This window comes from Enterococcus sp. AZ009 (assembly GCF_050548785.1).
Classification (GTDB): Bacteria; Bacillota; Bacilli; order Lactobacillales; family Enterococcaceae; genus Enterococcus_D; species Enterococcus_D entomosocium.
This window is the reverse complement of record NZ_CP172960.1, coordinates 832,002-854,420: the sequence shown is the minus strand read 5'-3', so window position 1 is coordinate 854,420 and position 22,419 is coordinate 832,002. Positions and strand designations below refer to the sequence as shown.

At 38.3% G+C, this 22,419-nt stretch carries 17 protein-coding genes and 1 pseudogene; 3 read left to right on the top strand and 15 right to left on the bottom strand.

Going from position 1 to position 22,419, the window contains the following annotated elements:
- Positions 1-93: 93 nt before the first annotated feature.
- From IGJ74_RS03885 to IGJ74_RS03860, 6 genes and pseudogenes are all read right to left on the bottom strand, one after another.
- Positions 94-4,851, bottom strand: a complete 4,758-nt coding sequence (locus IGJ74_RS03885) for an MSCRAMM family protein (protein WP_218193498.1) — start codon at positions 4,849-4,851, stop codon at positions 94-96.
- A gap of 775 nt (positions 4,852-5,626) precedes the next feature.
- Positions 5,627-5,851: a Txe/YoeB family addiction module toxin gene (locus tag IGJ74_RS03880; RefSeq protein ID WP_016613766.1), complete on the bottom strand. Its 225-nt coding sequence runs from the start codon at positions 5,849-5,851 to the stop codon at positions 5,627-5,629.
- A 74-nt stretch (positions 5,852-5,925) separates the two neighbouring features.
- Positions 5,926-6,129 carry a type II toxin-antitoxin system Phd/YefM family antitoxin gene (locus IGJ74_RS03875; protein WP_218193499.1) on the bottom strand — a complete coding sequence of 68 codons (204 nt, stop codon included), beginning with the start codon at positions 6,127-6,129 and terminating at the stop codon, positions 5,926-5,928.
- A 391-nt stretch (positions 6,130-6,520) separates the two neighbouring features.
- Positions 6,521-7,009 (bottom strand): AAA family ATPase, encoded by a 489-nt coding sequence (locus IGJ74_RS03870; RefSeq protein WP_005237399.1) that lies wholly within the window; start codon positions 7,007-7,009, stop codon positions 6,521-6,523.
- A 538-nt stretch (positions 7,010-7,547) separates the two neighbouring features.
- A complete protein-coding gene (locus IGJ74_RS03865) occupies positions 7,548-7,676 on the bottom strand; it encodes a DUF4430 domain-containing protein (protein WP_254910642.1) in 129 nt (42 codons plus the stop codon).
- Between the two features lie 52 nt (positions 7,677-7,728).
- A pseudogene (locus IGJ74_RS03860) lies at positions 7,729-8,004 on the bottom strand (vitamin B12-dependent ribonucleotide reductase); the annotation flags it as partial.
- A gap of 141 nt (positions 8,005-8,145) precedes the next feature.
- Between IGJ74_RS03860 and IGJ74_RS03855 the strand changes: the two are divergent.
- Together IGJ74_RS03855 and IGJ74_RS03850 are read left to right on the top strand one after the other, a co-directional pair.
- On the top strand, positions 8,146-8,685 hold the full coding sequence (locus IGJ74_RS03855; protein ID WP_086299165.1) for a hypothetical protein: 540 nt from the start codon (positions 8,146-8,148) through the stop codon (positions 8,683-8,685).
- A 559-nt stretch (positions 8,686-9,244) separates the two neighbouring features.
- Positions 9,245-10,672 carry an APC family permease gene (locus IGJ74_RS03850; RefSeq protein ID WP_005225272.1) on the top strand — a complete coding sequence of 476 codons (1,428 nt, stop codon included), beginning with the start codon at positions 9,245-9,247 and terminating at the stop codon, positions 10,670-10,672.
- Positions 10,673-10,787: 115 nt separating this feature from the next.
- On the opposite strand, the gene IGJ74_RS03845 is transcribed toward IGJ74_RS03850, so the two are convergent.
- The 5 genes from IGJ74_RS03845 to IGJ74_RS03825 all read right to left on the bottom strand — a co-directional run bounded on the left by IGJ74_RS03845 (position 10,788) and on the right by IGJ74_RS03825 (position 15,607).
- Positions 10,788-11,426 (bottom strand): TetR family transcriptional regulator, encoded by a 639-nt coding sequence (locus tag IGJ74_RS03845; protein WP_087665150.1) that lies wholly within the window; start codon positions 11,424-11,426, stop codon positions 10,788-10,790.
- Positions 11,427-11,473: 47 nt separating this feature from the next.
- A complete protein-coding gene (locus IGJ74_RS03840; RefSeq protein WP_086333056.1) occupies positions 11,474-12,175 on the bottom strand; it encodes an ABC transporter ATP-binding protein in 702 nt (233 codons plus the stop codon).
- A 5-nt stretch (positions 12,176-12,180) separates the two neighbouring features.
- Positions 12,181-13,257, bottom strand: a complete 1,077-nt coding sequence (locus IGJ74_RS03835; protein ID WP_005237408.1) for an ABC transporter permease — start codon at positions 13,255-13,257, stop codon at positions 12,181-12,183.
- A 318-nt stretch (positions 13,258-13,575) separates the two neighbouring features.
- Positions 13,576-14,535, bottom strand: coding sequence for an L-lactate dehydrogenase (locus IGJ74_RS03830; RefSeq protein WP_087665149.1), 960 nt, complete (start codon positions 14,533-14,535; stop codon positions 13,576-13,578).
- Positions 14,536-14,638: 103 nt separating this feature from the next.
- Positions 14,639-15,607, bottom strand: a complete 969-nt coding sequence (locus IGJ74_RS03825) for a TDT family transporter (RefSeq protein ID WP_087665148.1) — start codon at positions 15,605-15,607, stop codon at positions 14,639-14,641.
- 150 nt (positions 15,608-15,757) lie between these two features.
- Here IGJ74_RS03825 and IGJ74_RS03820 point away from each other — a divergent pair, with 150 nt between their 5' ends.
- Positions 15,758-16,612, top strand: coding sequence for a LysR family transcriptional regulator (locus IGJ74_RS03820; RefSeq protein ID WP_087665147.1), 855 nt, complete (start codon positions 15,758-15,760; stop codon positions 16,610-16,612).
- A gap of 100 nt (positions 16,613-16,712) precedes the next feature.
- Here the strand turns inward: IGJ74_RS03820 and IGJ74_RS03815 are convergent, their stop codons facing one another.
- From IGJ74_RS03815 to IGJ74_RS03800, 4 genes are all read right to left on the bottom strand, one after another.
- The gene (locus tag IGJ74_RS03815) at positions 16,713-17,057 is read right to left on the bottom strand and encodes a DUF7006 family protein (RefSeq protein WP_008377205.1); all 345 of its coding nucleotides are present in this window, start codon (positions 17,055-17,057) and stop codon (positions 16,713-16,715) included.
- A 589-nt stretch (positions 17,058-17,646) separates the two neighbouring features.
- The gene (locus IGJ74_RS03810) at positions 17,647-19,881 is read right to left on the bottom strand and encodes a glucosaminidase domain-containing protein (protein WP_218193500.1); all 2,235 of its coding nucleotides are present in this window, start codon (positions 19,879-19,881) and stop codon (positions 17,647-17,649) included.
- 170 nt (positions 19,882-20,051) lie between these two features.
- On the bottom strand, positions 20,052-21,569 hold the full coding sequence (locus tag IGJ74_RS03805) for a hypothetical protein (protein ID WP_008377200.1): 1,518 nt from the start codon (positions 21,567-21,569) through the stop codon (positions 20,052-20,054).
- Complete coding sequence (locus IGJ74_RS03800) at positions 21,562-22,380, bottom strand: hypothetical protein (RefSeq protein ID WP_016613756.1); 819 nt, start codon at positions 22,378-22,380, stop codon at positions 21,562-21,564. Before IGJ74_RS03800 ends, IGJ74_RS03805 begins: the two co-directional genes overlap by 8 nt.
- Between the last annotated feature and the right edge of the window lie 39 nt (positions 22,381-22,419).

Sequence of the window (22,419 nt, the reverse complement as noted above, 5' to 3'; positions counted from 1 at the left end):
TATAACGACAAAAATGCCAATAAGCATTGCTTTTAACATACTCATGATCTCCCCTCAAAAAAGGGAAGACCATGAAGGCTCTTCCCTTTCGTTTTATTTATTCATCTGTTTTTTTCGTAAGAAGAAATATCCCAAAGCCACTGCTAGTAATAAAGCAGCACCGGCTACCGTCAAATAAAGAGAAGTCGTTGATCCTGTTTTTGGCAACGTCCCTTTCTTCACTGGTGTAAGAGCTTGTTGTTTGTCTTTACCATCGAAGTTATGCTCACAGTCCTTTTCGCCTGCTTCGTTGTAACCAACTTCCTTGAAGAAGAAAGTCGTTCCTTCAGGGTATTTAGACGTGTCTACTTTCGTTTTCACTTGTTTAACGATCGTCGAGTCATTCACCACGTAATTAATTTTTCCAGAAGTCCAAATATCGGTCATTTTTCCATCTGGTGTTTGAGCAACTAGAATCGCTTCAAATGCTCTTTCAGTGCCGTCTAAGACGTTCTCATGGCTCAGGTCTACGTTGTCATAGGCGTTGATAATATCCCCGTGAGTGAACGTCTGTGTCTTATTGTCACCGGTATGTGCTTTCGTGCGAATAGATACTTTTGGTGATATGAATGTAACGGTTTGTTCGTCATTCTCCAATTCGTCATGGCGGCCGATTTCCTTCGTTTTGTCTTTGTCTTCATAAATGACATGCGTTGCAGTCAGACGTGTGCTGTCTTTCAACGTGCCTTTTGGCAAGGACAATTCTGTTGTGAACTCAAACGTTCCTTCCTTGTCTGTTGTGATCTCAGACGTAGAAGTGGATACGACTTCTTTTGTATCACGATTGACATATGCTGTATCAACAAAATACGTGTGACCTGGTTTCATACCATCGACTGCTACATAGTCCGTTAATTCATTATCAATATCAGGATTTGCTTGTTTTTTCCCATCTTTTGTCGTCGCAAATTTTGTCGTGATCTCTAACGGTTTGCGGAAGTTGACTGCATTTACTTCAATCACAGACCCATCTTCTTTAGGTGTGACCGTAAAGCTTAAATCGTCAGTATTGTCTTCGTACCAGTCTAATGGACGAGATTCAACGAATTTGTAGTTTCCAGTTGGAAGATTTTCAACAACGATCTCCCCAGCTGCATTCGTCGCATGTTTAGAAATCACTGTTTCTGTTGTCGTTTCTTCACCGTTTTCGTCAATCATTGAATCGATACGAACTAAATCAAACGCTACATTTTCTAGTGCTTGACCGTCCAAATCATCGGTTTTCACTAATTTGACCGTCGCACGGGCCAATTTATTAAGAATTGGATTTCTAGCAATCCGTGTTAACGCTTGTTTATTTTCTGCAAAGCTGTCTGCCCATACATGGATCTCATGTTCACGATCATTCGTTGCCGGTGTGTAAGTGAAGAAGTATTGCTCTTCGTTTAACACATGATCGCTACCAGCGTCCACTTCTTGCAAGTAGTAATCGGCTTTAATATTCGGCAGCAGCATGTTTTCAAAAGAAAGCACACCGTCATTTACTACTGCATAGCCTAATGTAGTACCGGCTTTCAGTGTTGTATCACCGATTTGTAAGTCTTGTCCGGTTCTTAGTGCAAATACTTGGCCATTATTGGCATTTTCCAATTCAACAACAGCTTTTCCATCTTCCCATCCAGTGATCACTTCCTGTTGTTTGTGACCATAAATATTGATTTCTTGAAGATAGTTTTCAGCAGTTGCCGTAGTTGAAGTAATATCAACGTTTTGACCTGCATAAGTAATTTCAAAAGGAATCGGTTGAGTGTCTTCCAAATTCACACCAGCAGGTGCGCTCGTTTCGACCAATTCATAAGCCCCGATATACAAGAAAGCGTCTGTTTGGAAATTCCCTTCAGAATCAGTGGTCCAAACTTTATCTTCTCCGTCTTTTTGTAAGAATTCACCAGCTGTAAAACGAATCGTGCCTTCAGCTGTCACGATATCTTCCGTTGGACGGATCTTGAAACTGAAGCCTTCGCCATTTGCTTGATCGAATTGAATCTCAGAATAGCTGCCATACTCGCTTTCTTTTGTTTCAACGGACATAGCCGTTTGAACCGTTTTGTGTAGGGTCACTTGTCCTTTTTGGTTGTCATTTTTGATCGTAACAACCACAAGACCGTCTTTTTCTTCACCGGTCACTTCAAAATCAATCGTGTTTTTCGCCACCACGTAGCCTTCAGGCGCTTTTACCTCTTTGGCATAGTATTTCCCAAAAGCAAATTGCGTAGGCAACTGAAGGACGCCTTCTTCGTCTGTGTAGAACACAGATTGTTCTTTGCCTTGAAGATCCTGCATAACTAATTGTTCGCCGGTGGTTTTTGAATAGATTTCAAAGCCAGCATTTGAACGAACGATCGTTTTTCCTGTTTCAGCATCAACTTTGACAAATTTCACCTTGGCTTCTTTTACTTTATTTTCAATGACATAGTGGAAACGTTGACCGTCTTCGCTGATCGTCACTTTAAAGTCTGCAATACCTGTATATCCGTTTGGTACTTTCGTTTCGGATACCACATAGGTTCCATAAGGCAATTTATCAAATGACACATAGCCTTGCTTGTCTGTGAGTGCTTTACCAACGACTTCTTTCTTGCCAAAGTCTTGTGTAACGGTAAATTCGACGCCTTCAAGAACGGTTGGTTGGTCTGAAGGATCTTTCCCTGTCAACCAGTTCCAGGCTGTCGTGTACCAGTTGTAATTTACGGTCTTGATCAAATCAAATCCGCCAGTGATCACTTTGTTTTTCTTTACTGCAGTCGCTTGTTTGGCGACGCTTGCTGTTTGACCTGAGTATTCAACAGAAAACTCAACCGGCGTTTTATCTAAGACGTAGCCGATCGGCGCTTTCGTTTCTAAAAAATAGTAGGTGTCGATCACTAAATCATTGACCGTCAGCTGTCCCTTGTCATTGGTGGTATAATGACCGATTTTCTTGTTATCTGACTTGCGGAACAAATCGAATTCTGCACCGGCAAAGGTTGTATCCCCTTGAGAAACAGTACCCGTTTCGCTATCTTGTTTTGTGAGAACAACCGAACCTTTTTGTTCTTGGTTTTCAATTTTTTGATCTACGTTCGTGATTTCAACGTTTTGACCTGCATAGGTGATTTCAACTGTCCAAGTATTCGTATTTAACAAATACCCTTCAGAAGCAGCTGTTTCTTTCAGCGTGTAGGTGCCTAAAGGAAGGGACTTTGTTTTTGCCTGCCCTTTTTCATCCGTTGTGATTGTAGCAACTGGCGTGCCGGTTGCTTTTGATCCAGCATAAACCTCAAAAGTATTACCCGCCAACGTATAATTGCCATTCACCATATCTTTTCCAAACTCCACACCAGACTTATCGATAGAAATCGAGCCTAACTGGCTTTTGTTTGTGAACGTAACCGACTTCGTTTTGTTTGCTTCAATCGTGAGTGTTTTCTTTTCCGTATTCAAAACATAGCCGGTTGGTGCTTTTACTTCTTTGATTTCTAAGACAGTTCCTGTATCCCATGTACCAGAGATTTTTCCGTCTTTATCGGTTGTTTTGGTTTCCGTTTTGTTGGTCGTTTTATTCGTGATCTCAAATTGCGCTCCGGCTAATCCTTTGCCGTTTTCGTCGACTTTAATGATTTCACCTTGACCTTGTAATTCAATGTTCAAGCTTACATTGAAGAATCGAGGGTCACCAATTCTAGCCTTCATAACATCTTGTAAATAAGGCGCTGAGTAAATAATTGTTGCTCCTTCGTATTCAGCTGCAATTTGATAGCGTAATGTTAGTGTCCCTGATTCCTTACTATCTGATTTTGGTGTAATTTTTAACGTATTGCCTGATTGAGATACTGTCATATTAGCCGTATCAGCTGTCACTTTGTATTTTGGTAAGTTACCTGTCGTATCTGTTAATATTAACGTCTCTCCAAGTTTTACCGTGTAAGATTTACCTGCAAATGAAGGTAGTGTAAAGAAGCTTTCTACTTCTTCCAAAATATTCTTACGGAACGTATTGTAGCCTGATTGACTAGCCATACCCGCATAATCATATATACTACCCGAAGTTACTCGGGTAGTGATTTCTTGTACCAAGCGCTCTGTATAAAAAGCATTGACGACAGATTTTTGTTTTTCCCATCCATAATAAACAGCTAACGAAGCCCGAATATACTTGTCTTGGGAAACCTCTGACGTTGTATAGGGATAGTTTGCACCCCAATTCAAGGGAACCCCAGGTTCAATACACCAGAGCATACCACCATTTGCATCTTTTTTCGCATACCATCCTAGTTCAGAAATGCCATTCGAATACGTCCACCCGATTGTAGACGAACCATAATCACGGTTCACATAAACCGATTGACCCGCTGCTTTTGCCATTCGTAATCTGATTGGATTTGGGTTTAACATGTTTTGAACTTCTTGAATAACGGACAAATAGTCGTCTCGATAAGAGGTTCCATTCGTACTAACGATCGTGCCATCAGCGAGCATTTCGTATCCTTGTTCACGGAGGTAATCATAAACCGATTGATCCGCCTCTTCAGTTGACGGTTGCGTCGCTTCTTCTGCTGTTTCACTCGTCGGACTATCATTTGCATTTTGACTCTCTCCGATTTTTTCCTGTTGATCAGTCTTCGTATTTGTCGATTGATCGGAGGAAGTGGTGCTGGTTTCTGCTTCTTCTGTGGCCGATTCTACTACTTCAGTTGCAGTAGTGTCTTCTTGTACTTCTTGTGTCTCAACCGTGTTCACTGTTTCTGCCAACACAGATACAGGTTCAACGATCGTACCACTCAAAGTCAGAAACAGCATGAGAGTAGTCATTAATTTTTTTACTTTACTCATAAGTACACTCCTTTTAGTTAGTTGCAATAAAAAAAGACAGATTTGATAATCTGTCTCAATTCATCGCTATATTCATATTCGCTAAATTTAGTTTTTATAATTCTTTTCAAATTGTTTTTCTATAGCACTTTATTTGTTAGATTTGTTTTCCATAAAGCCAACGTTTTTCTTGAATTCTTCTAATTTTTTTCTTTATTAACTTATATTTGTTTATGCTTTTTAGTGTTAAAAAACATTTCAAAACCTTGGTATACCTATTAAAATTCAACATATCCAAAGCATTTTCAAACTAAATAAAACTATCAATTATTTAACTCTTAATCAGCGGGTCGCGGGTTCGAGCCCCTCACGGCCCATTGGGTGCCAAACCCACGGAACAGGTAAATGTTGGTGCGAAAGCATTTCGAAAACATTTATGCTGTTCCATTTTTTTGTTTATTATTATCACCTTGCGAATAAAGGGATTTTTTTTGATAAGAGGATTTCTTATTTGAAGAGGTCTGTGTAAAACTTCAAAAACGTTTGAGCGATGAAGAAGGCATCTCAATACGATTCTCTCCCTTACTCAAACGATGACTCATTTACCGATCACGAAACGAGTATTCTACAGATTTAAATCATTTGAGAACATGAGAATTAGAATCATTTTGATCAATCAACTAATCAAAGTAAGCTAACAAAAAATCTGAGCCAGAATGCTATTTATTCTGACCCAGATTTGATTTTGTACGACTCATCAGTCCTTATTGACAAAGAGTCGAAATAGTTTAGCATATTATATCCCACGTTCATAGTGTGACCAAACAGAGAGAATCGTGATCGTTTTACTCTCTTCTTCCACGCTGTATACCAACCTGTGTTTGATATTGAGACGTCTTGAACAGTAAGGTAATCCTGTTAATTTTTCGTAAGGCGGCGGTGTTTGAAAAGGATTTTCCTTAATGACTTTGATCAGTTCATCAAACTTACTAGTTAGATTGATACTCTTCAATTTAGACAAATCTTTGCGAGCATTCTTTTTGATCTTTACATTCTATCCCAATCAATTTCACCTAAGTCTTCACTTTCTTCATTCTAAAAGTGTTTGATCCGATCAAGTACACCCACATTTTGTAAGTTGAGCGTTTCTTGTAAGGAGTTCCAATCGCTCTTACTAATCATGATGACGCTTTCTTCCTCTTTTGTACTCGCAATTTCTACAGGTTGACTGTCAGCCACAACATGCTTAATGATTCCATAAAGGTTTTTTCTTGCATTCGTTGGTGTAATTACTTCCATGTTTTCTCCTCCTTCTATTTAAAAATCTTAAGCATATTATAACGTACGTAAATAAAGAGGAAGAATATATTTAATTTTTCTTACAAGTCTTCAAGTCTTGTAGTAATCGTTTTTTGAGCCTTAACTTGTGGTTTCGATTGCTCAAAGTGCTTACTGTTTGCCGTCCTATTTACCAAATGGGCGGTTTCTTGTATTGATTCTTGGTCTTTAACAGCTGTCATAGTCATTTTGTCTTCAGCGGATTGCTTTTTGATCCGTTTATTAATCGAAGAATGCAACAAGAAAAGAAATTGCCAATCACTGTTTTGCTTCTAGTATGACTGTCCTTTGTGTCCTGCACAGTAATAAGACTAAATGTATTGAAAAGGAGTAAAAACATTTTGATGCTACTTCATTTATTCTTTTGCTCAATCACTACTTCATCTTCATTTATCGGTTCTTCGAATCCCGAAAAAAACCGTTGAAGGATTTCTTCTGTAATAGGAAAAGCGGAATTTGCAGTCTGGACTTTATTTCTGATCGCTAATCGTTTTCGTAAAGTATCATAATCAGCTTTTAGATAGATTACTTTAATCGTCACATCATATGCTGCCAGTAGTTCTCTATAAGCGTCTCGGTGACTTTTAGCCCAAAAACTAGAATCGACAACTACGTTTTTTCCTTCTTGAACAGCCCTTACTGTAAGCTCTTTCAATTTAACTGAAGATAATGACGAAACTTTTGCATATTTTTCCGAAGGGTAATCAACACCATAAACGCCATAGTCTTCCCAAATTAATTCATCTATTGCTAATCTTACATAACCTTCTTGCTCTTTTTGTTTTGAGTAAGTGGTTTTGCCTGCACCACTAACGCCACACATCAAAAGTACCTCAACCATTATTCTCCTCCTACCTTTTCTGATCAATAAACAAAGAGAACGAAAAAACCTTATTTGTAATCAACGCTCGTGTTTTAGACCACTGTTCGCCACCCACATCTGATGATACAATGATAACATTGTTTTTATGAACAACAAGCAGATTGGGAAACAATCGCAAGAAAAATAGTAAGTAAAACCATATATTAGAGAATAGAAGCGTTAGCCACTTAAGCTAACGGATAAATCAAATTTTTGTCCATTTCCACTCTACTATAAAAAAATTATTTTCTACAAAAAATAGGAACGCAAGCCAAAATACGAAAGAAACATCATGGCTAAAACTTATGTATGTAATGGTATCTTTATTCCTATTATTCCAATTTTAAAATAAAATAAGCCACCACTCCAAACTATGATAGAAAAACAAGAATAGACTCTTGAATAGAACTTGAATGCAAAACTACCTCCAAAATCAACGCAAGAGTCTATCTGTATAGATAAAGATCTTTATGTGCAAGTTCTTTTGCACCAATAAAGATCCTTAGAATCAAACAAATCAGAATGCTTTCAAATCAAATGTGATAGTGTCATTGTTCTTTAAAATCAACTCTTGTGCCCCTTTATCGGTCATTTCGTCATTGACGGTATAGACCCAAAATAGATTGGCTTTTTGATCTTGGCTGATGCCGTTGATCGAGGTGATAAAGCCATCTTTTTCTTTGATCGCAAAGTTTTCTTTCATTCACTTCGATAGAGACTAGTTCCCCATCGATTGCTTTCACAATACCGATTCCTCGTGCAGGATATTTAGGATCAGCTTTCGTTGTCAAAATCACCAAATCATCCTTACCCAACGTTTGATGGGTTTGATCCTTGAATGAGTAACGATCCAACATAATCAAACGAGCGATTCCCTCAAATGTTTTGGTCATATCCGGTGTGATCGCCGAAACTTCTTGGAACAACTTGATATCCTCGTTCAATTTCTCAATCGTTTGTTTTTTGTAGTCCATTTCTTTCCCTCTCCTTCTAAAAACACAACATATTGTGCTCCGTTTTCATTATCGTACTATATAATGTGTATTTCAATCTTGAATTATATTATTTTCCATGTATAATGAGAATGATTATCAATTAGAAAGTCGGCGATTTTCATGCTTCCTCCCCAATCCAAGGTATTCTCCGTTCAAAGAATTTCTCATTTAGCACTGCTCACCGCAGCGTGTATCGTTGGACGGTTGGTTTTTGTCTTTATCCCTAACGTTCAGCCTATGAGTGCCCTTTTATTTTTAGTGGCTTTTTCTTACTGCTTAACCGATGCGTTGATGATTGCCTTGCTAAGTTTGCTCGGAACAAATATCTATTTAGGCATGGGTCCCTGGACGATCAGTCAATTGGCTGCACTTACCGGCACCATCGTTCTTTTTCAACAGCTTGGAAAAATCCCGATCATCAAGAAAAATCGTATCCTGCAAGCTTTCTTTGCCTTTCTTTGCGGACTTCTTTATGGCTTGATCGTTTCGTTGATGGAGGTTTGGCTTTATCAGTTTCCTTCGTTTCTTGCCTATTACCTTCAAGGACTACTGTTCGATTTCTTTCATGCCAGTGGAAACTTCGTCTTTTATTTGCTTTTATGGCCAGTATTTGAGCGAATAACACCCAACTCCTATAAATTGAAGAAAAAAAACCAGTGATTTCGATGGAATGAAGAATCCAGCTAACTTTGTTTTCGTGTTTCTTTGAAAGAATGTTAGCGTAAAGTTATTGTTAGAAAAACAAAAAAACTATGGCTACTCTTCTGTTTCCTTTGCTTAAAAATCTATCCAAAAAGTACCAGCTAAAAGCCTTTCGAAAGGGTTTCTTTCATCTTTATGCGTCCATTCATTTAAATGAAACGTTCTCTATTTCATCCACGCCCTTGACCGAATGTAGTAGCATTTCTTTCAGATTATTAATGAATGATGATGTTTGCTTTTTCTATCATCAGAAATTTATTATTTTTTTAAAATAACAATTTAATTTTTCTTGACCAAAAGAATTCAGAGGTTTATCCTAACTATGGAAAATCAATGACTGGATAAAAAAGAGCAGCTGAAATTTTTTTATTCAATTTGACCTTTGACATTTGTGAAAAAGTGCATAAGAAACTTGATAGTGATCAAGCGCTTATGGAAAGAAATTTTTTTCTCACTAAATTTCAAAAAACGCTCTATTTTAACCAGTCAGAAAAATCATTTTAAGAAGGAGAAAGCGATGAATGAGAAACAATTACGCTGGTATAATATTGCGCTGATGGCGTTCGTCTCTGTTTGGGGACTGGGAAATGTTGTAAACAATTACGCTCAACAAGGATTGACTGTTGTTGTTTCGTGGCTATTAATTATGGCTCTTTATTTTGTACCCTATGCATTAAGTGTTGGTCAGTTAGGATCGACCTTCAAAGAGTCAAGTGGTGGGGTCTCCTCATGGATCAAAGAAACCTCAACAAAGCGGTTGGCTTTTTTTGCTGCTTGGACTTATTGGGTCGTGCACGTGCCCTATTTGGCACAAAAACCTCAAGGAATCTTAGTGTCCTTGAGTTGGTTATTTAAAGGAAATGGTACATTTGTATCGACGATGGGTTCCATGGAAGTCTCGTTGATTTGTTTAGCTATTTTTCTATTCTTTTTATGGATTGCCTCTAAAGGATTGACGACCTTAAAAATGATTGGGAACATCGCGGGAACAGCCATGTTCGTGATGTCGATTCTTTTTATTCTTTTAGCAGTCACCGCTCCAGCAATGACTGGTGCTGAAATTGCTACACCAAACATGTCATCTGTTTCAACCTATATCCCTAAATTTGACTTTACCTATTTAACCACGATCTCGATGCTGGTATTTGCGGTAGGCGGCTGTGAAAAAATCTCGCCTTACGTAAATAACACAAAAAATCCTGCAAAAGAATTTCCAAAAGGCATGATCTTTTTAGCTGGTATGGTGGCGTTATGTGCCTTGCTCGGCTCGATTGCTATGGGGATGCTTTTTGATGCCAACCATATTCCAGAAGATTTGATGGTCAACGGCGCTTATGAAGCCTTTCAACGACTTGGAAACTTCTACGGAATCGGCAACTTCTTTGTCATTCTTTATTCCATCGCCAATGCGTTGGCGCAAATCTCTGCTTTGGCCTTTTCAATTGATGCCCCATTGAAAATATTACTGTCTGATGCTGATTCAGAATTTGTACCAAATGGCTTAGCAAAACTAAACAAAAAAGGAACACCAGTAAATGGATATATTATGACTGGTATCCTAGTCAGCATTTTGATCATCATTCCAGCACTAGGAATCGGCAATATGACCGAACTGTACCGTTGGTTGCTGAACTTGAATTCAGTTGTCATGCCACTGCGTTACTTATGGGTCTTCTTAGCCTTTATGCTAGTCAACAAACACGCCAATCGCTTTACTTCCGATTATAAATTCGTGAAAAACACCAAAGTTGGCTTTGGGATTGGCTTATGGTGCTTCTTGTTCACGGCCTTTGCCTGCATTTTAGGGATGGTTCCTAAGCTTGATTATGCGGCAGATCCGCAAGCTTGGTTCTTCCAATTGGCCTTAAATATCATTACGCCGATCGCCTTTCTTTTGATTGGCTTGATCTTGCCAATCATTGCGAAACGTGTAAATAAAAAATAACCATTTGCTCAAAAAAGAGGTGTCCGACAACTATTTCAATTGTCTGGCACCTCTTTCTTTGTAAATGAACTTCTCCGCCGTGCGAGGTATTTGCTCCATCCTCTTGCCGAAGCATTCATTCCTCTTTGTTGTACTCTTTGTTGTCCTTTTTGATTCCATACTTGATCCACTGCACCTTATAGCGGAAATCTTTGATCAGCTCTTTTGCGGTCCATTCATTCGAAATAAAATCTGTCAGACTATCCATCACGACCGCCATAATAAAGTAAAGGAAACTGACGGCTTCTTGCGTATCATGGATCGTGAAGCGATTTTCTTCCAACAGCTCCAACCATTGGCGAATCATGGGCGAATCGTCAGGGATCGCATCGCGCTTCGTCCAGGCATTGCTTTGGGTACATAAGTGGATCATTTTCCAATGATCATCTTCAGGTGACCATTGACTGCACCAAGCCAAGTATTCTTCGATCCCTTTGAAAAAATCATTTTTGTTGCGATTGATAAACGTAAAAATCGCAGAATGGATTTGGTTGGAATAGTTGGTGATCGCATAGTCATAGGCATCTTCTAAGTTTTGAAAGTACTTGTAAAACGCCCCTCTAGAAATTTGCGATTTTTCGACGATGGCAGAGACCTTGACTTGACTGATATGCTTGCTAAAAAATTCTTCTAAAAGCACGGCATCGATTTTTTCTTTTTTCTCTTGTTTTAAATGAAAAAATGTTGTACTTGGCAAGGGATTCTCCTCCATCATTCGCAATCTACTCCCTCTATTATAAACAAATCCCTCTACTTTTCCACTCAGACTTGTGCAGTTTCTCTTGATGGGGCGTTTTGTTCGATCAGATTGCCATCTTCCATTCGGAAAATGCGATCACTCCATTGGATCATTCGCTCGTCGTGGGTGACCATGACTGTCGCTTTCTTTTTCTCATGCGCTTCTTTCACCAATAACTTCACGACTTCATACGCATGATCCGTGTCTAAGCTGGCAGTTGGTTCATCCGCCAAAATCAAGCTTGGGTCATTAAACAACGCCCGGCCGATTGCTACTCGTTGACGTTCCCCACCAGATAAATCGCGGGGAAACTTGTCTTGAAGATCGAGAATATCTAATGAAGCAAGCAATTCATCAATCCGTTCCTTTTCCTTGGCTTTTCCTGAAACTTTGTCGACCAAATAAAATTGTTCCTTTACTGTTAGAAAAGGGATCAAATTCGAGCTTTGCAAGATAAACCCAATCTCTTTAAAACGCAACTTCCCTCGTTGCTTTTCATTTAATTGGGAAAAGTTCACCTGGTTGATGATGATCTCTCCGGTTGTTGGATTTTGTAAGCCGCCAGCGATGGTCAAAAAGGTACTTTTTCCTGAACCAGAAGGACCGATGATACTGACAAACTCCCCTTCTTGAACATGAAAATTCAGTCCTTTTAATGCCGTTACTTCGGTATGCTGCTTGCCAAATTTTTTTATAATATCCTTCATTACTAAAATGTCTTTCATCTTTGTTACCCTCCTATTGCCGTGATTGGATCGACTTTTGTGACCGTCCGAATGGAGAATAAGCCGCCTAGAACTGCCACGAGAATCAAGATGCCGCTATAAAGCAGCCATTGCTTTAATTCAAAGAAAAATGGCATGGCATCTGGTAAAAACAAGCTGGTGCCGTATGCCGCCGCAAAGGCTAGGGCTACCCCGATCACACCGACCATAAATGCTTGCGCAATAATTGATTTGGCAATAAAGCTGGTCCGAATCCCTTGGGCTTTCATCACACCAAAAATCGCTGTTTTTTGTAGGGTGATCACATACATGAAAATCCCCACGATTGCCGTTGCAACAACAAATAAGAAGTAGATCATGGCATTTAAGGTCAAGTTTTGGGCAGAAAATCCAGGAAGCTTTTCAATAAAGTCTTCCGTTGCCAACACTTTAAGCTGGGTTCCTTCTTGGTTATCGACTTTCGGATCACTTGATTTGGTCACAATGATATTGATGGGCTGCTCCTTATCAGATGCGAATGGTTGATTAGCAAACTTCATTTTCGTCCAAGTATCGAGGGAAGTATAAATCACTGGTGACACCGTATAAGACGTTTCTGGGGTGATACCAACGACTTTGAAGGTTTCATCTGAGCGTCCGATTTTCACTTGATCCCCGACCTTGATACCTTCTTCTGCTAAGTTTTCTGAAATCGTGATCTCATTTTCTTTTGAAAACAGCTTGCCCTCTAAGACTTCTGGTAACAAGAACGCATCGTCTTGTGTACCAAAAACAGTCACATTGACTTGTTCATCGTTGACCGTAATGACACTGCTGTATAAACCAATTGGGGCTTTTTGTGTCCCTTCTACACGGTCTAAATCCCCTCTCGTCAATTGCGAAGCCGCAAATGTGTCATTCGCATCTTCTGATAAAACGATCGCGGATGAATCCCAGTCGACGATGGCCTTTTTAAAATCCCAGTTAAGTCCGGTAGCTAAGCCAGACAATATAAAAACAACATAGGCGATCAAAAACATGATTCCTACGATCAACCCATATCTTAATTTTGAATAACGCATTTCTTTTATAGCCAGAAACATTGTTCTTTCCTCCTACTTTCCAAATATTGACAAAGTGTCACTTTTTGAAGAATACCACATAAGGTGACACTTTGTCACTTTTTACCACTCGGAAAGTTTGTAAGGTTGATCGATCATTCTTTTTCTGTCATTCACTGAGGATGTTTTTTCCTAAAGGAGTGTGAACAAAGAGAGTTGAATACTGGGCGTTTCGCGTAAAATACGCCATTTCCTTTTAACATTCTTTGCTAGATGAAAAAAAGCATGGCAGACCGTAAATAGTCGAACCATGCTTTGGCAAAAACGAACACGAGGATTTCATTATTGGTGTTCTAGAGATCAGCTGACTTTGCTTTGTCCAATTGTGGAAATTACTGCTCGTAACTGATGACACGAAGTATCAAACTGCCGTTTTTCCTCAGGGGTAAGCGTCAATTCAATAATTTCGCGGACGCCGTTTTGGTCCACGACTGCAGGAACCCCTGTGAATAAATCGTTGATGCCATATTCCCCATTAAGGTAGGAAGATACCGGCAGAATCGCTTGCTCATCATTTAAGATCGCTCGAACGATTCTTGCGACACTCATCCCTATCCCGTAAAAAGTTGCTTGTTTTCGATCGATGATTTCATAGGCAGCATTTTTTACTCGTTCAGAAAGAACCGCTAGATCGGCAACGGTCAAACGATCCTTTTGCTTGATCAATTCTACGATCGGTTGCCCACCGATCGTTGTATGGGACCAGACAGCGACTTCCGAGTCACCGTGTTCCCCAATGATGTACCCATGAATATTCCGTGGATCGATGGCTAATTTTGCCGCCACTTCTTTTCGAAGTCTTGTGGTATCGAGGGTCGTTCCCGTACCAACGACCCGATTGGCTGGCAACCCGGACACACGCCATGCTTGATAAGTTAAGACATCGACTGGGTTTGAAGCGATAACAAGCACGCCATCAAAGCCTGAAGCCATCACTTGTTTTGTGACGCTTGCCATAATTTCGGCGTTCACATCAATCAATTCAAGCCGTGTTTGTCCTGGCTTTTGGTTGACCCCTGCGGTAATAACCACGATGTCAGCATCTTTACATTCCGAGTACTCTCCAGCCCAAACTTTGATGTTTTCTTGCCCCCATGACATACCGTCTAACAAATCGAGGGCTTCTCCTTCTGCTTTGTCCCGACTGACATCGATCAAGACTAACTCATTGATCAGTCCTTGATTGATCATGGAATACGCAATGCTCGTTCCAACGAAACCTGTTCCGACAACGACAACTTTTCTGCTTGTACTTTTCATGTGCGAACCCTTCCTTTTCTTTTCAAATACTTGTGCTATTGTTTTGCGTATATTACGTATTTTCTCAAAAAATGTATGTTCTCTTGTGTACTCTTGTGTTTCCTTAATAACTATGGCCGGCAATCAGCGCTTTGGTTTGTTGATACAAATGAATTGCATATTTTCCTACCACATAGCAGACGACAATCACGGCAAAGCTTGTTTCAATAATCGTTAAGGCTTGTAGAAACCCAAATATCAGTGGGTGATTCGCAAAAAACAGCCCTGATTTGAACATAGCAGTCGCTGAAATCACAAGAGGAAACGTAAATGCCGCATAGCTTGGGTAAAAGCCGACTGCCAGCATGTTTTTCATATAAGCGACGACACAAAAATAAATCGTTTGTGACAATAACAGCATAAAGGCGACAAACCAAGCAGAGCCTTGTTCAAATACGGAAAGGTAACCTGCTAAGCAAAGAGAACCTGGTGCTGTTAAAATCGTGATCAAAGGAACTGCCGCACGTTCCGTCAGCTTCTGATGGACGATTCGTTTTAAAATAATCGGCAAAAGCGCAAAATACAATACCAATGCGATCCAGACGATCACTTCCCCCAGCTCTTTAAAAAAGACAGCAGAAGTATTGGGAATGACGCCAATACCGACAAAGGTAATAAACCAGCTCGGATAAATGTATTCCAGCGAAAGGTCGACAGGCAAAATATGCACGACAACAAAATAGATCATTAAAGCAAAATGTAAGCCGATAGCCCCCCACCAGAGAAGATCATTCACCACTGCATCGGGAATGACCCGTTCAAAAACAGTGGAAATCACCATCAGCGCCATCGTAAAGGTCGGCGCCACAGAAGCAACGATTGGGTTTTGCAACTCTGACATCGTGTGCTTAAATGTAAAGCATACTTTCAGAAGGAAGAGCCCCATGATGAAAATACCAAGGGTGCAAAACGCATTTCCAACCGTCTCCATTCCTTCTGAATACAATAAATTCCCCAAAGACACAGTGCCTAAAATCAAGCCACAAATCGGGATTGGCAATGAATGTAAAAAATGCTGGATCGATGTTTTCATCAACTCATCCTTTCTAAACATATGAAAATTTCAACTAAATTTGCTTTCTTTTTTCTCTACACTTATACTATAATCACCTGATAACTATTTGTAAAATTGTACTTTTAAATACTATTTATAAATATTATTAATAATAAAGGAGTCCCCAAAATGATTGAATTGCTCAAAACCTTCATTGTTGTTTATGAAACGAGAAACTTTAGTCTTGCCGCCAAACAACTCTATAAAACTCAACCAACGATTTCCTTGCAAATCCAACGCTTAGAGGCCGAACTTGGCTTCAAACTTTTTGAACGTAAAGGAAAACAATTGATTTTACCCACCAGCCAAGCGGAGTTTTTGTATCCTCGTGTGGTCGAGTCTCTCCGCTCATTGTCCACTATTTTTTCGCAAGCCAAAGACACCAAAAATTTTAAAACAGAGTGTGTGCTCGCTTGTTCGAATACGACCGCCGTCTACTTACTGCCCAGCATCATGGCGCAGCTGATTGAAGAATTTCCAACGTTTGCCTTTGAAATCAAAATCATGAATTCTCAAGAAGTAATCGATGCCGTCGAATCAAACAAAGCCCATATTGGGCTGATAGAAAAATCAATCGTTTCGCCATTGATCCAAAAAGAATTCGTTTATCGCGATGAATTGGTGTTAGCAGGCAACCTCGCTTCTGATTTTTGGGTCTTGCGGGAAAACGACTCGGGGATGTACTACATTAACGAAACCTATCTGTACGCACAGCACTTGCATCCGCAAATCATCAAAGCCAATAACAGCGAAGTGATTTTGTCCCTACTAAAACAAAACATCGGCAAATCGATCATCTCGAAACTTTCATTACCAGAAGAGTTGCCTTGGCAGGAACTTAATCCAGAGTACCGCTATCGTGACCTTTTTATCATTCAGAATCGTCAGCGTGCGACACCGGAGACCGGAGAGATTTATGAGGAGATTAAACGGCTGTTGTTGGAAAGGAATAGAGCTGCTGGTACTGGTGAATCGAGAAGATAACAAAATATCCTTTATACTGATTCTTAAGAAAATTTCTCAGAATCAGTATAAAGGATTTCCATCAGACAACTTCGATTTTTTGCAAAAAAACAAAATACATTTATGCGACGTTAAATACTAAAGAATATCTCGTTTCCATACTTAAATCATACCCACATAGTTCTTTAAAATAGCTTTGATAGTCATTTTCAATGATACGGATAATTTCTTCGCTTGGTAGTTCTTCAAATTTAATCAATTCAACTAATAGGTTTAATTTTGCATCAATTCCCAAAATTCTTGGCAGCACACTCCAAAAATTTTCTTTTGAGATTTCATCAGTTAGTTGGTTTAAACGCCGCAACAAATCAATTAAATAGTCTTTCAAATCTTTTTCTTTTCTTGATGCATTCCCAAATTCTTTTTGATAATAGCTGCTATATTCTTCTTTCATTGTGAATAGCATGATTCATAAGGTCCTCTCTATGTGATTATTTCTTTCTAATGCGTTCCAAAAAATAGTGAACATTCTTTTGAAGCTAATAAAATGCATGCCTCTCGATAAAGTAGTTTAATAGGTGAGATAATGTATGAATGATACTCTTGAAACCTCTTCTTTAAAAAAATTTCCAGATGTAATTTATGAAGAAGCGACAATAGCCAATAAAAATCTCCTTCATTATGGGAGTCACTCTTGATCAACAAAAAAACGATTAAGATGTAAAAGTGATTTTAAACATGCTATTAACGTCGGATTCATTGAATCCCCCTTGAATCCGAACGAGTTGGAAAGAGAAGATCCCCCAAAGAATACTGATAACCGCCAGTCTACTATTAAACATTTTACTTTTATTTTACATCACTGCCGATACCACTAAGCATTCATTTTGAGCAACTGACGTTCTTCTTTTAATACTTGTAAGACTTTTGATGTTAAGGTTCTATCGAGCATTTTCTCTTCCTGCTTTACTACCTTCATTTCCTTATTGACTCTTTTAGTTACACCTTTCCATAATAAGATTCATTCATCTTTTACTTGCCTCTTTTATTATTGCTTATTTCGGTGTGATATATTGAACCAACGAGGAACGAGCTAGATCATTGCCAATCACTCGGTAAGAAATCGTTGTACCACCATAAACGTTTGCTTCGGAAATTAAAATACCATTCGGTCCAACCGCTTCTACAAATGCGACATGACCATACCTGGGATCCGACCCCGCTGTCCCGTGGCTGAAAGAAATCAAGGTCCCGGCTTTTGGGGTTCGACTAACTTGATAACCTAATCTAAGACCAGTAGTTCCCCAATCTCCCCCATTTCCCATGTAATCATCTACACGACCACCTAATTGTGCGACTCGATTAAATGCATACCAAGTACACTGACCTACAGGATAAGAACCAGAAGTATTATAATCTTTCCCATTATAAGCTGGGAAAGTCATTAACTCCCGATATTCATTTGGAACTTCTTCCAATCCTTTAATGAAGACACCACTTTGTTGTGATTGATCCTCATCGTATTGGGTCAACTCGTAAACAGCAATCAAAGAATTCAATTTCTGATTATAGCTAGTGTCTGTTGCATAGGTTCCGGTTAAAGCATCAGTTGCACGCAAATAGTTTTTTGCTTCTGAGCGCCAGACTGATTTATAAAAAAATGAATCGTGGGAAACGCCTCCGCGAATCAATGCAATATAATCTGTTAACGATTCATCGTAACTTGGATAAACACGAAAAGCATCTTGAATTTCAATCATTTCGCCATTTCCTAAATCCTCTTTGGTAGTCATCACTACTGCACCTTCTCGATAACTTCCTTTAATACCGAAAAGGTTATAATAGGGTGCCTTTGATAAAAGACTACTACCGTTGCCACTTTCTAAAATAGCTTGCGCAATCAAGACTGAAGCAAAGACGTCATACTCTTGCCCTAGTTTCCGAGCTTTTTCACTAATTTGTTTGATAAATTCATGTGTAGCAGTATTAAATTGGAAATCAAGTTGTGCTGGATAATTTTTCACCAACTCTTTACCTACTTCAGTTAACTCTGGTGATTGCGCACGTTTAATCAATAATGAAATGTTTTCTTCATCCCATTCTTCTTGATCGACCTGTTGATAGGACAGCTTCTCAAGATAAACCACTGAAGTCGCTGATTGATTTAAATCAACGTCTTCATTCACTTCATCTTCTTGAGATTCTTGTTCCAATGTTTCTGACATTTCTTGTGTACCAATTGTCCCATAATAATCGTTTCCTAGCCAAATTCCCAATAATTGATTCCCTTCCGCAGTTTCCTTATAGAGAATATCACCAGGCTGTAATGAATTATAGGTTGATTCTTTCATATCAAGATTTTCTAGATTTGTCGCCAGTACTTCGTTATAAAGTTCTTTCAGCCAAGTATCGACTTCTTTACTCTCTAAGTCATCTGCGCCAACCTGTCGAATGGTTTGATACACCAACGCAGCTTGCCAGGAGTGGTCAAAGCTAGCTAATAACGGTAATGTGAAACTCCCTAACGTTGATTCAGCCACTTCACTACTTCTAAATGCATCTGGAAGTTGATTCTCTGCACTATTGAGTAAACCTTCAAAAATAGTATCAATCTCTTGATCTGTAGCAGGTGGTCGAGTCACCGGAGCACTCGGTGGAAATGGATTAGCTCCTGAATCAGAACTTTGATCCTCTTGATTTGTTGAGGAAGTTGGTGGATCGGGCTGCACTGGTGACTCAGAAGAAGGTGGTACTGTTTGTTCAGCTTCTGGTACTTCAGACGGAATCGTTTCTTCTATTGGGATATCTGGTTGCTGCGATTCTTCAGGTTTGTCTGACTCTTGTTCTTCAGTGTTTTCTTCCCCCAACTCTTCATCTTCCCAATGAGACTCTTCTGGAAAGTCGGTACTTTCATCGGAAGATTCACTTGACTCTTCTATTATTGGAACATAACCATTAGACAATTCGGTTTTGGAGCTGGTACTCATTGCTATATTCGATGTTACATTAGACACTTGTCGCATACTCGAAACTAACTCTATGTTGGGTTCTTGCAAATCAACATTCGATTGCTTCCTTTCCTTTGAGAAGGTGGATTGGCTTGCGTCTTCTGATTTATCAGAAAGATGATCAGTTAAATTGCTTGCCAACAAAGTTGGTGTGGTAAAACTTTGTGCTGCTAATACACCTAGGCTGATTAGTGTGATACCTATCTTCTTATTTTTCATCTTAATACCTCCTCGCGCTTCATTCTCTCTTTCATTGTTTCTTGCTTTCCTATTTCTATTCAAATAAACGCTTTTTTTTAAAATGTTAGATTATTACACAAAAATTTATCTATATTAAATATTCTTTGTTCTTAGTATTTTGCAAAAGTTGACCATAAATGACCGATATCCGATAAAAATGGTATGATTATCTTGTTTCTGTTGACTGTTGCAAGAATGCTCTTTCACAAAAATTATTTGTATTCTTCAAAGTCATTAAATTGTAATTTATTATGTGCTAGCTGTTTTACTTTAAATTGCAAATCTTCAAAAAGATTTGTCACTTCGTCTTTTGTTTCATCTACGTCGAATAGAATCTCTTTTGCTCTCTCATGAATAGAACTAACACGTACTTCTGCTAATCGAATCATTTTATTGGCTTCTAACTGTGCTTCTTCGACAGTTCTTTTAGCTTTTCGTTTTGCGAATGCTAATACTTCACCAATTTCCTCTTCGAACTCTTCTTTCTCTTTTTGCAACTTCTCTTTTTCTTTTGTTAATTTACTCAACTCTTTTTTTAATTCTTGAACTTCTTGAATTTCTTCAAGTTCTGTCTCTAGTTCCTGAAGGTCCTGGATTGCTTTTGGAATATCTTTTTTTGTAATAACTAATTCTGCTATTTCTTTCTCAGAAAGCTTATCTTTCAAAGTATCAATCTCATGTTGTTTTTCTTCTAATTTTTCTTCATAGCTTTCTTCAACTTTGTTGATGGTTGCCTTTAACTGCTCTTTCTCGACCTGCCATTCATCATATCTTTTTTGTGTATCAGCAATAACATTGGTTAATTGGCTTTTTAGTTGTTCAATTCGATAATCTTCCGTATTTTCTTTTTCTAATTCTTCACTATTTAAATGATTAGGGCCGTATTGCTCTAATGATTGTGTTAATTCAATTACTTTTTGAGTTGCTTTATTTAGTTCGTGTGTAAGATATTGGTTATCCTTCTTACTAGTTTCGAATTTATTTTTTAACTCCTGATACGCTTCTTTTATTTCTGAATTTTTATTTTGATTTTCAATCTCTTCTAATTTTGTTCTTAACTCTAGGTTTTGTGTATTCAATTCACTTTCAACCATATTTTTTTGACTAACCATTTCTTCTAACTTAGTTGAAAGTTCATTTTTTTCATTTATTGCTTTTTGAAGTTCCTTTTCAGTCGTTTCCTTGACTTCAATAGCCAATCGTAATTGTTCCTTCAAATTACTTCCGTCTTTAGTCTCTTTGTTCTTTGATTCCAAGTCATTTTCAATTTTTTCTTTTTGGCTTGTAATCTCTTTTACTTTAGTTGAAAGTTCGTTTCTCTCTTTTAATGATTTTTGTAATTCCTTTTCAGTCGTTTCGTTTACTTCAAGAGCTAGTCGTAATTGTTCCTTTAAATTATTTCGATCTTCGGTAATCTTTTTTAAATTATTCTCCTGCTGCTTCTGGATTTCTTTTATTGCGCTAAGATCATTATTTATTCTTTGATGGTTTTTCTTACTCATCTCTAGTTCTTGAAGCAAATTGTTCTTCTCAGCTACTAATGTATTGACCTTTTTTTCAAGTTGTTCAGTTCGCTCTTGTTTCTTATTGTTATTCTCCTGAGAGTGCTCTTTGACTAATTTATCGCTTTCTAACTCAGACTCAGTGTCATATAGATCAATAGACTCAACATTTACTTCTTGAATTTCATCTAATAATTTTTTGTAAAAACTTTTTTCTTTCTTAGCCATTCGTTATTACTTCTCCTTTTTGCTCTACTTTTTCTTTGACTTCAGTCTTATTTTCATTTTCTTGCTCCACACTATCATCGCCCTTTTCAAGCAATTCTAGTTCACCAGAATCTGTCCTTAAAAATACTTCATCAGAAATCATAGTTTCTGTATCGCTATCAAAAATTTGAATGTTTGCCTGATTTAAAAAACTTATGTCTTGAACTTCGCTTAAATAAACTTCGATATTTTCCTGTATCTTTGGTAGATCTTGTTGATTATTTACTTCAATATAGATTGACAAAATTAAGTATTGTAAAGGTACATTATTAGTGATGATTGACACAGTACGACCAAAATAGGGCGTAAGATCCCTGCCTATTTTTTCTTCATAAACAAAACGCTCTTCTGGCGTTATCTGTGCAAGGAGATCTTTCCAATCAATCTCAGAAAGACCAATACCTTCTTCCGGATAGCTATAGATTGATAGTTCCAAAAATTTTTCTTGTGCTTTTGATAATTCATCTACTTGTTTTTCTAGTTTCGTTAATTCTCCCGAAACATTTTCTACATACTTCTTATCTTTCATTTGTAATGTTCCTAATGTAATTAGGCTAAGGAGCATTGTGGCAGTCACACCTAAAATAATCCAGATATTTACACTTTGCTGTATTTGCTTAAAAACTATTAATTTTTTTTTTAGCAGCAAATCATTTCCAATTGCTAATTCTGTTTTCTTTAATTGTCGCTCTTTAAAAATCCTCCATGAGATGAGTATTAATAAGGCTATGCTCACGAGAAGCACAGATAAATAGATATACAATTTTTTCACCCTATCTTAATTGAGTTTTTTGGTACACCGTCTGTCCCA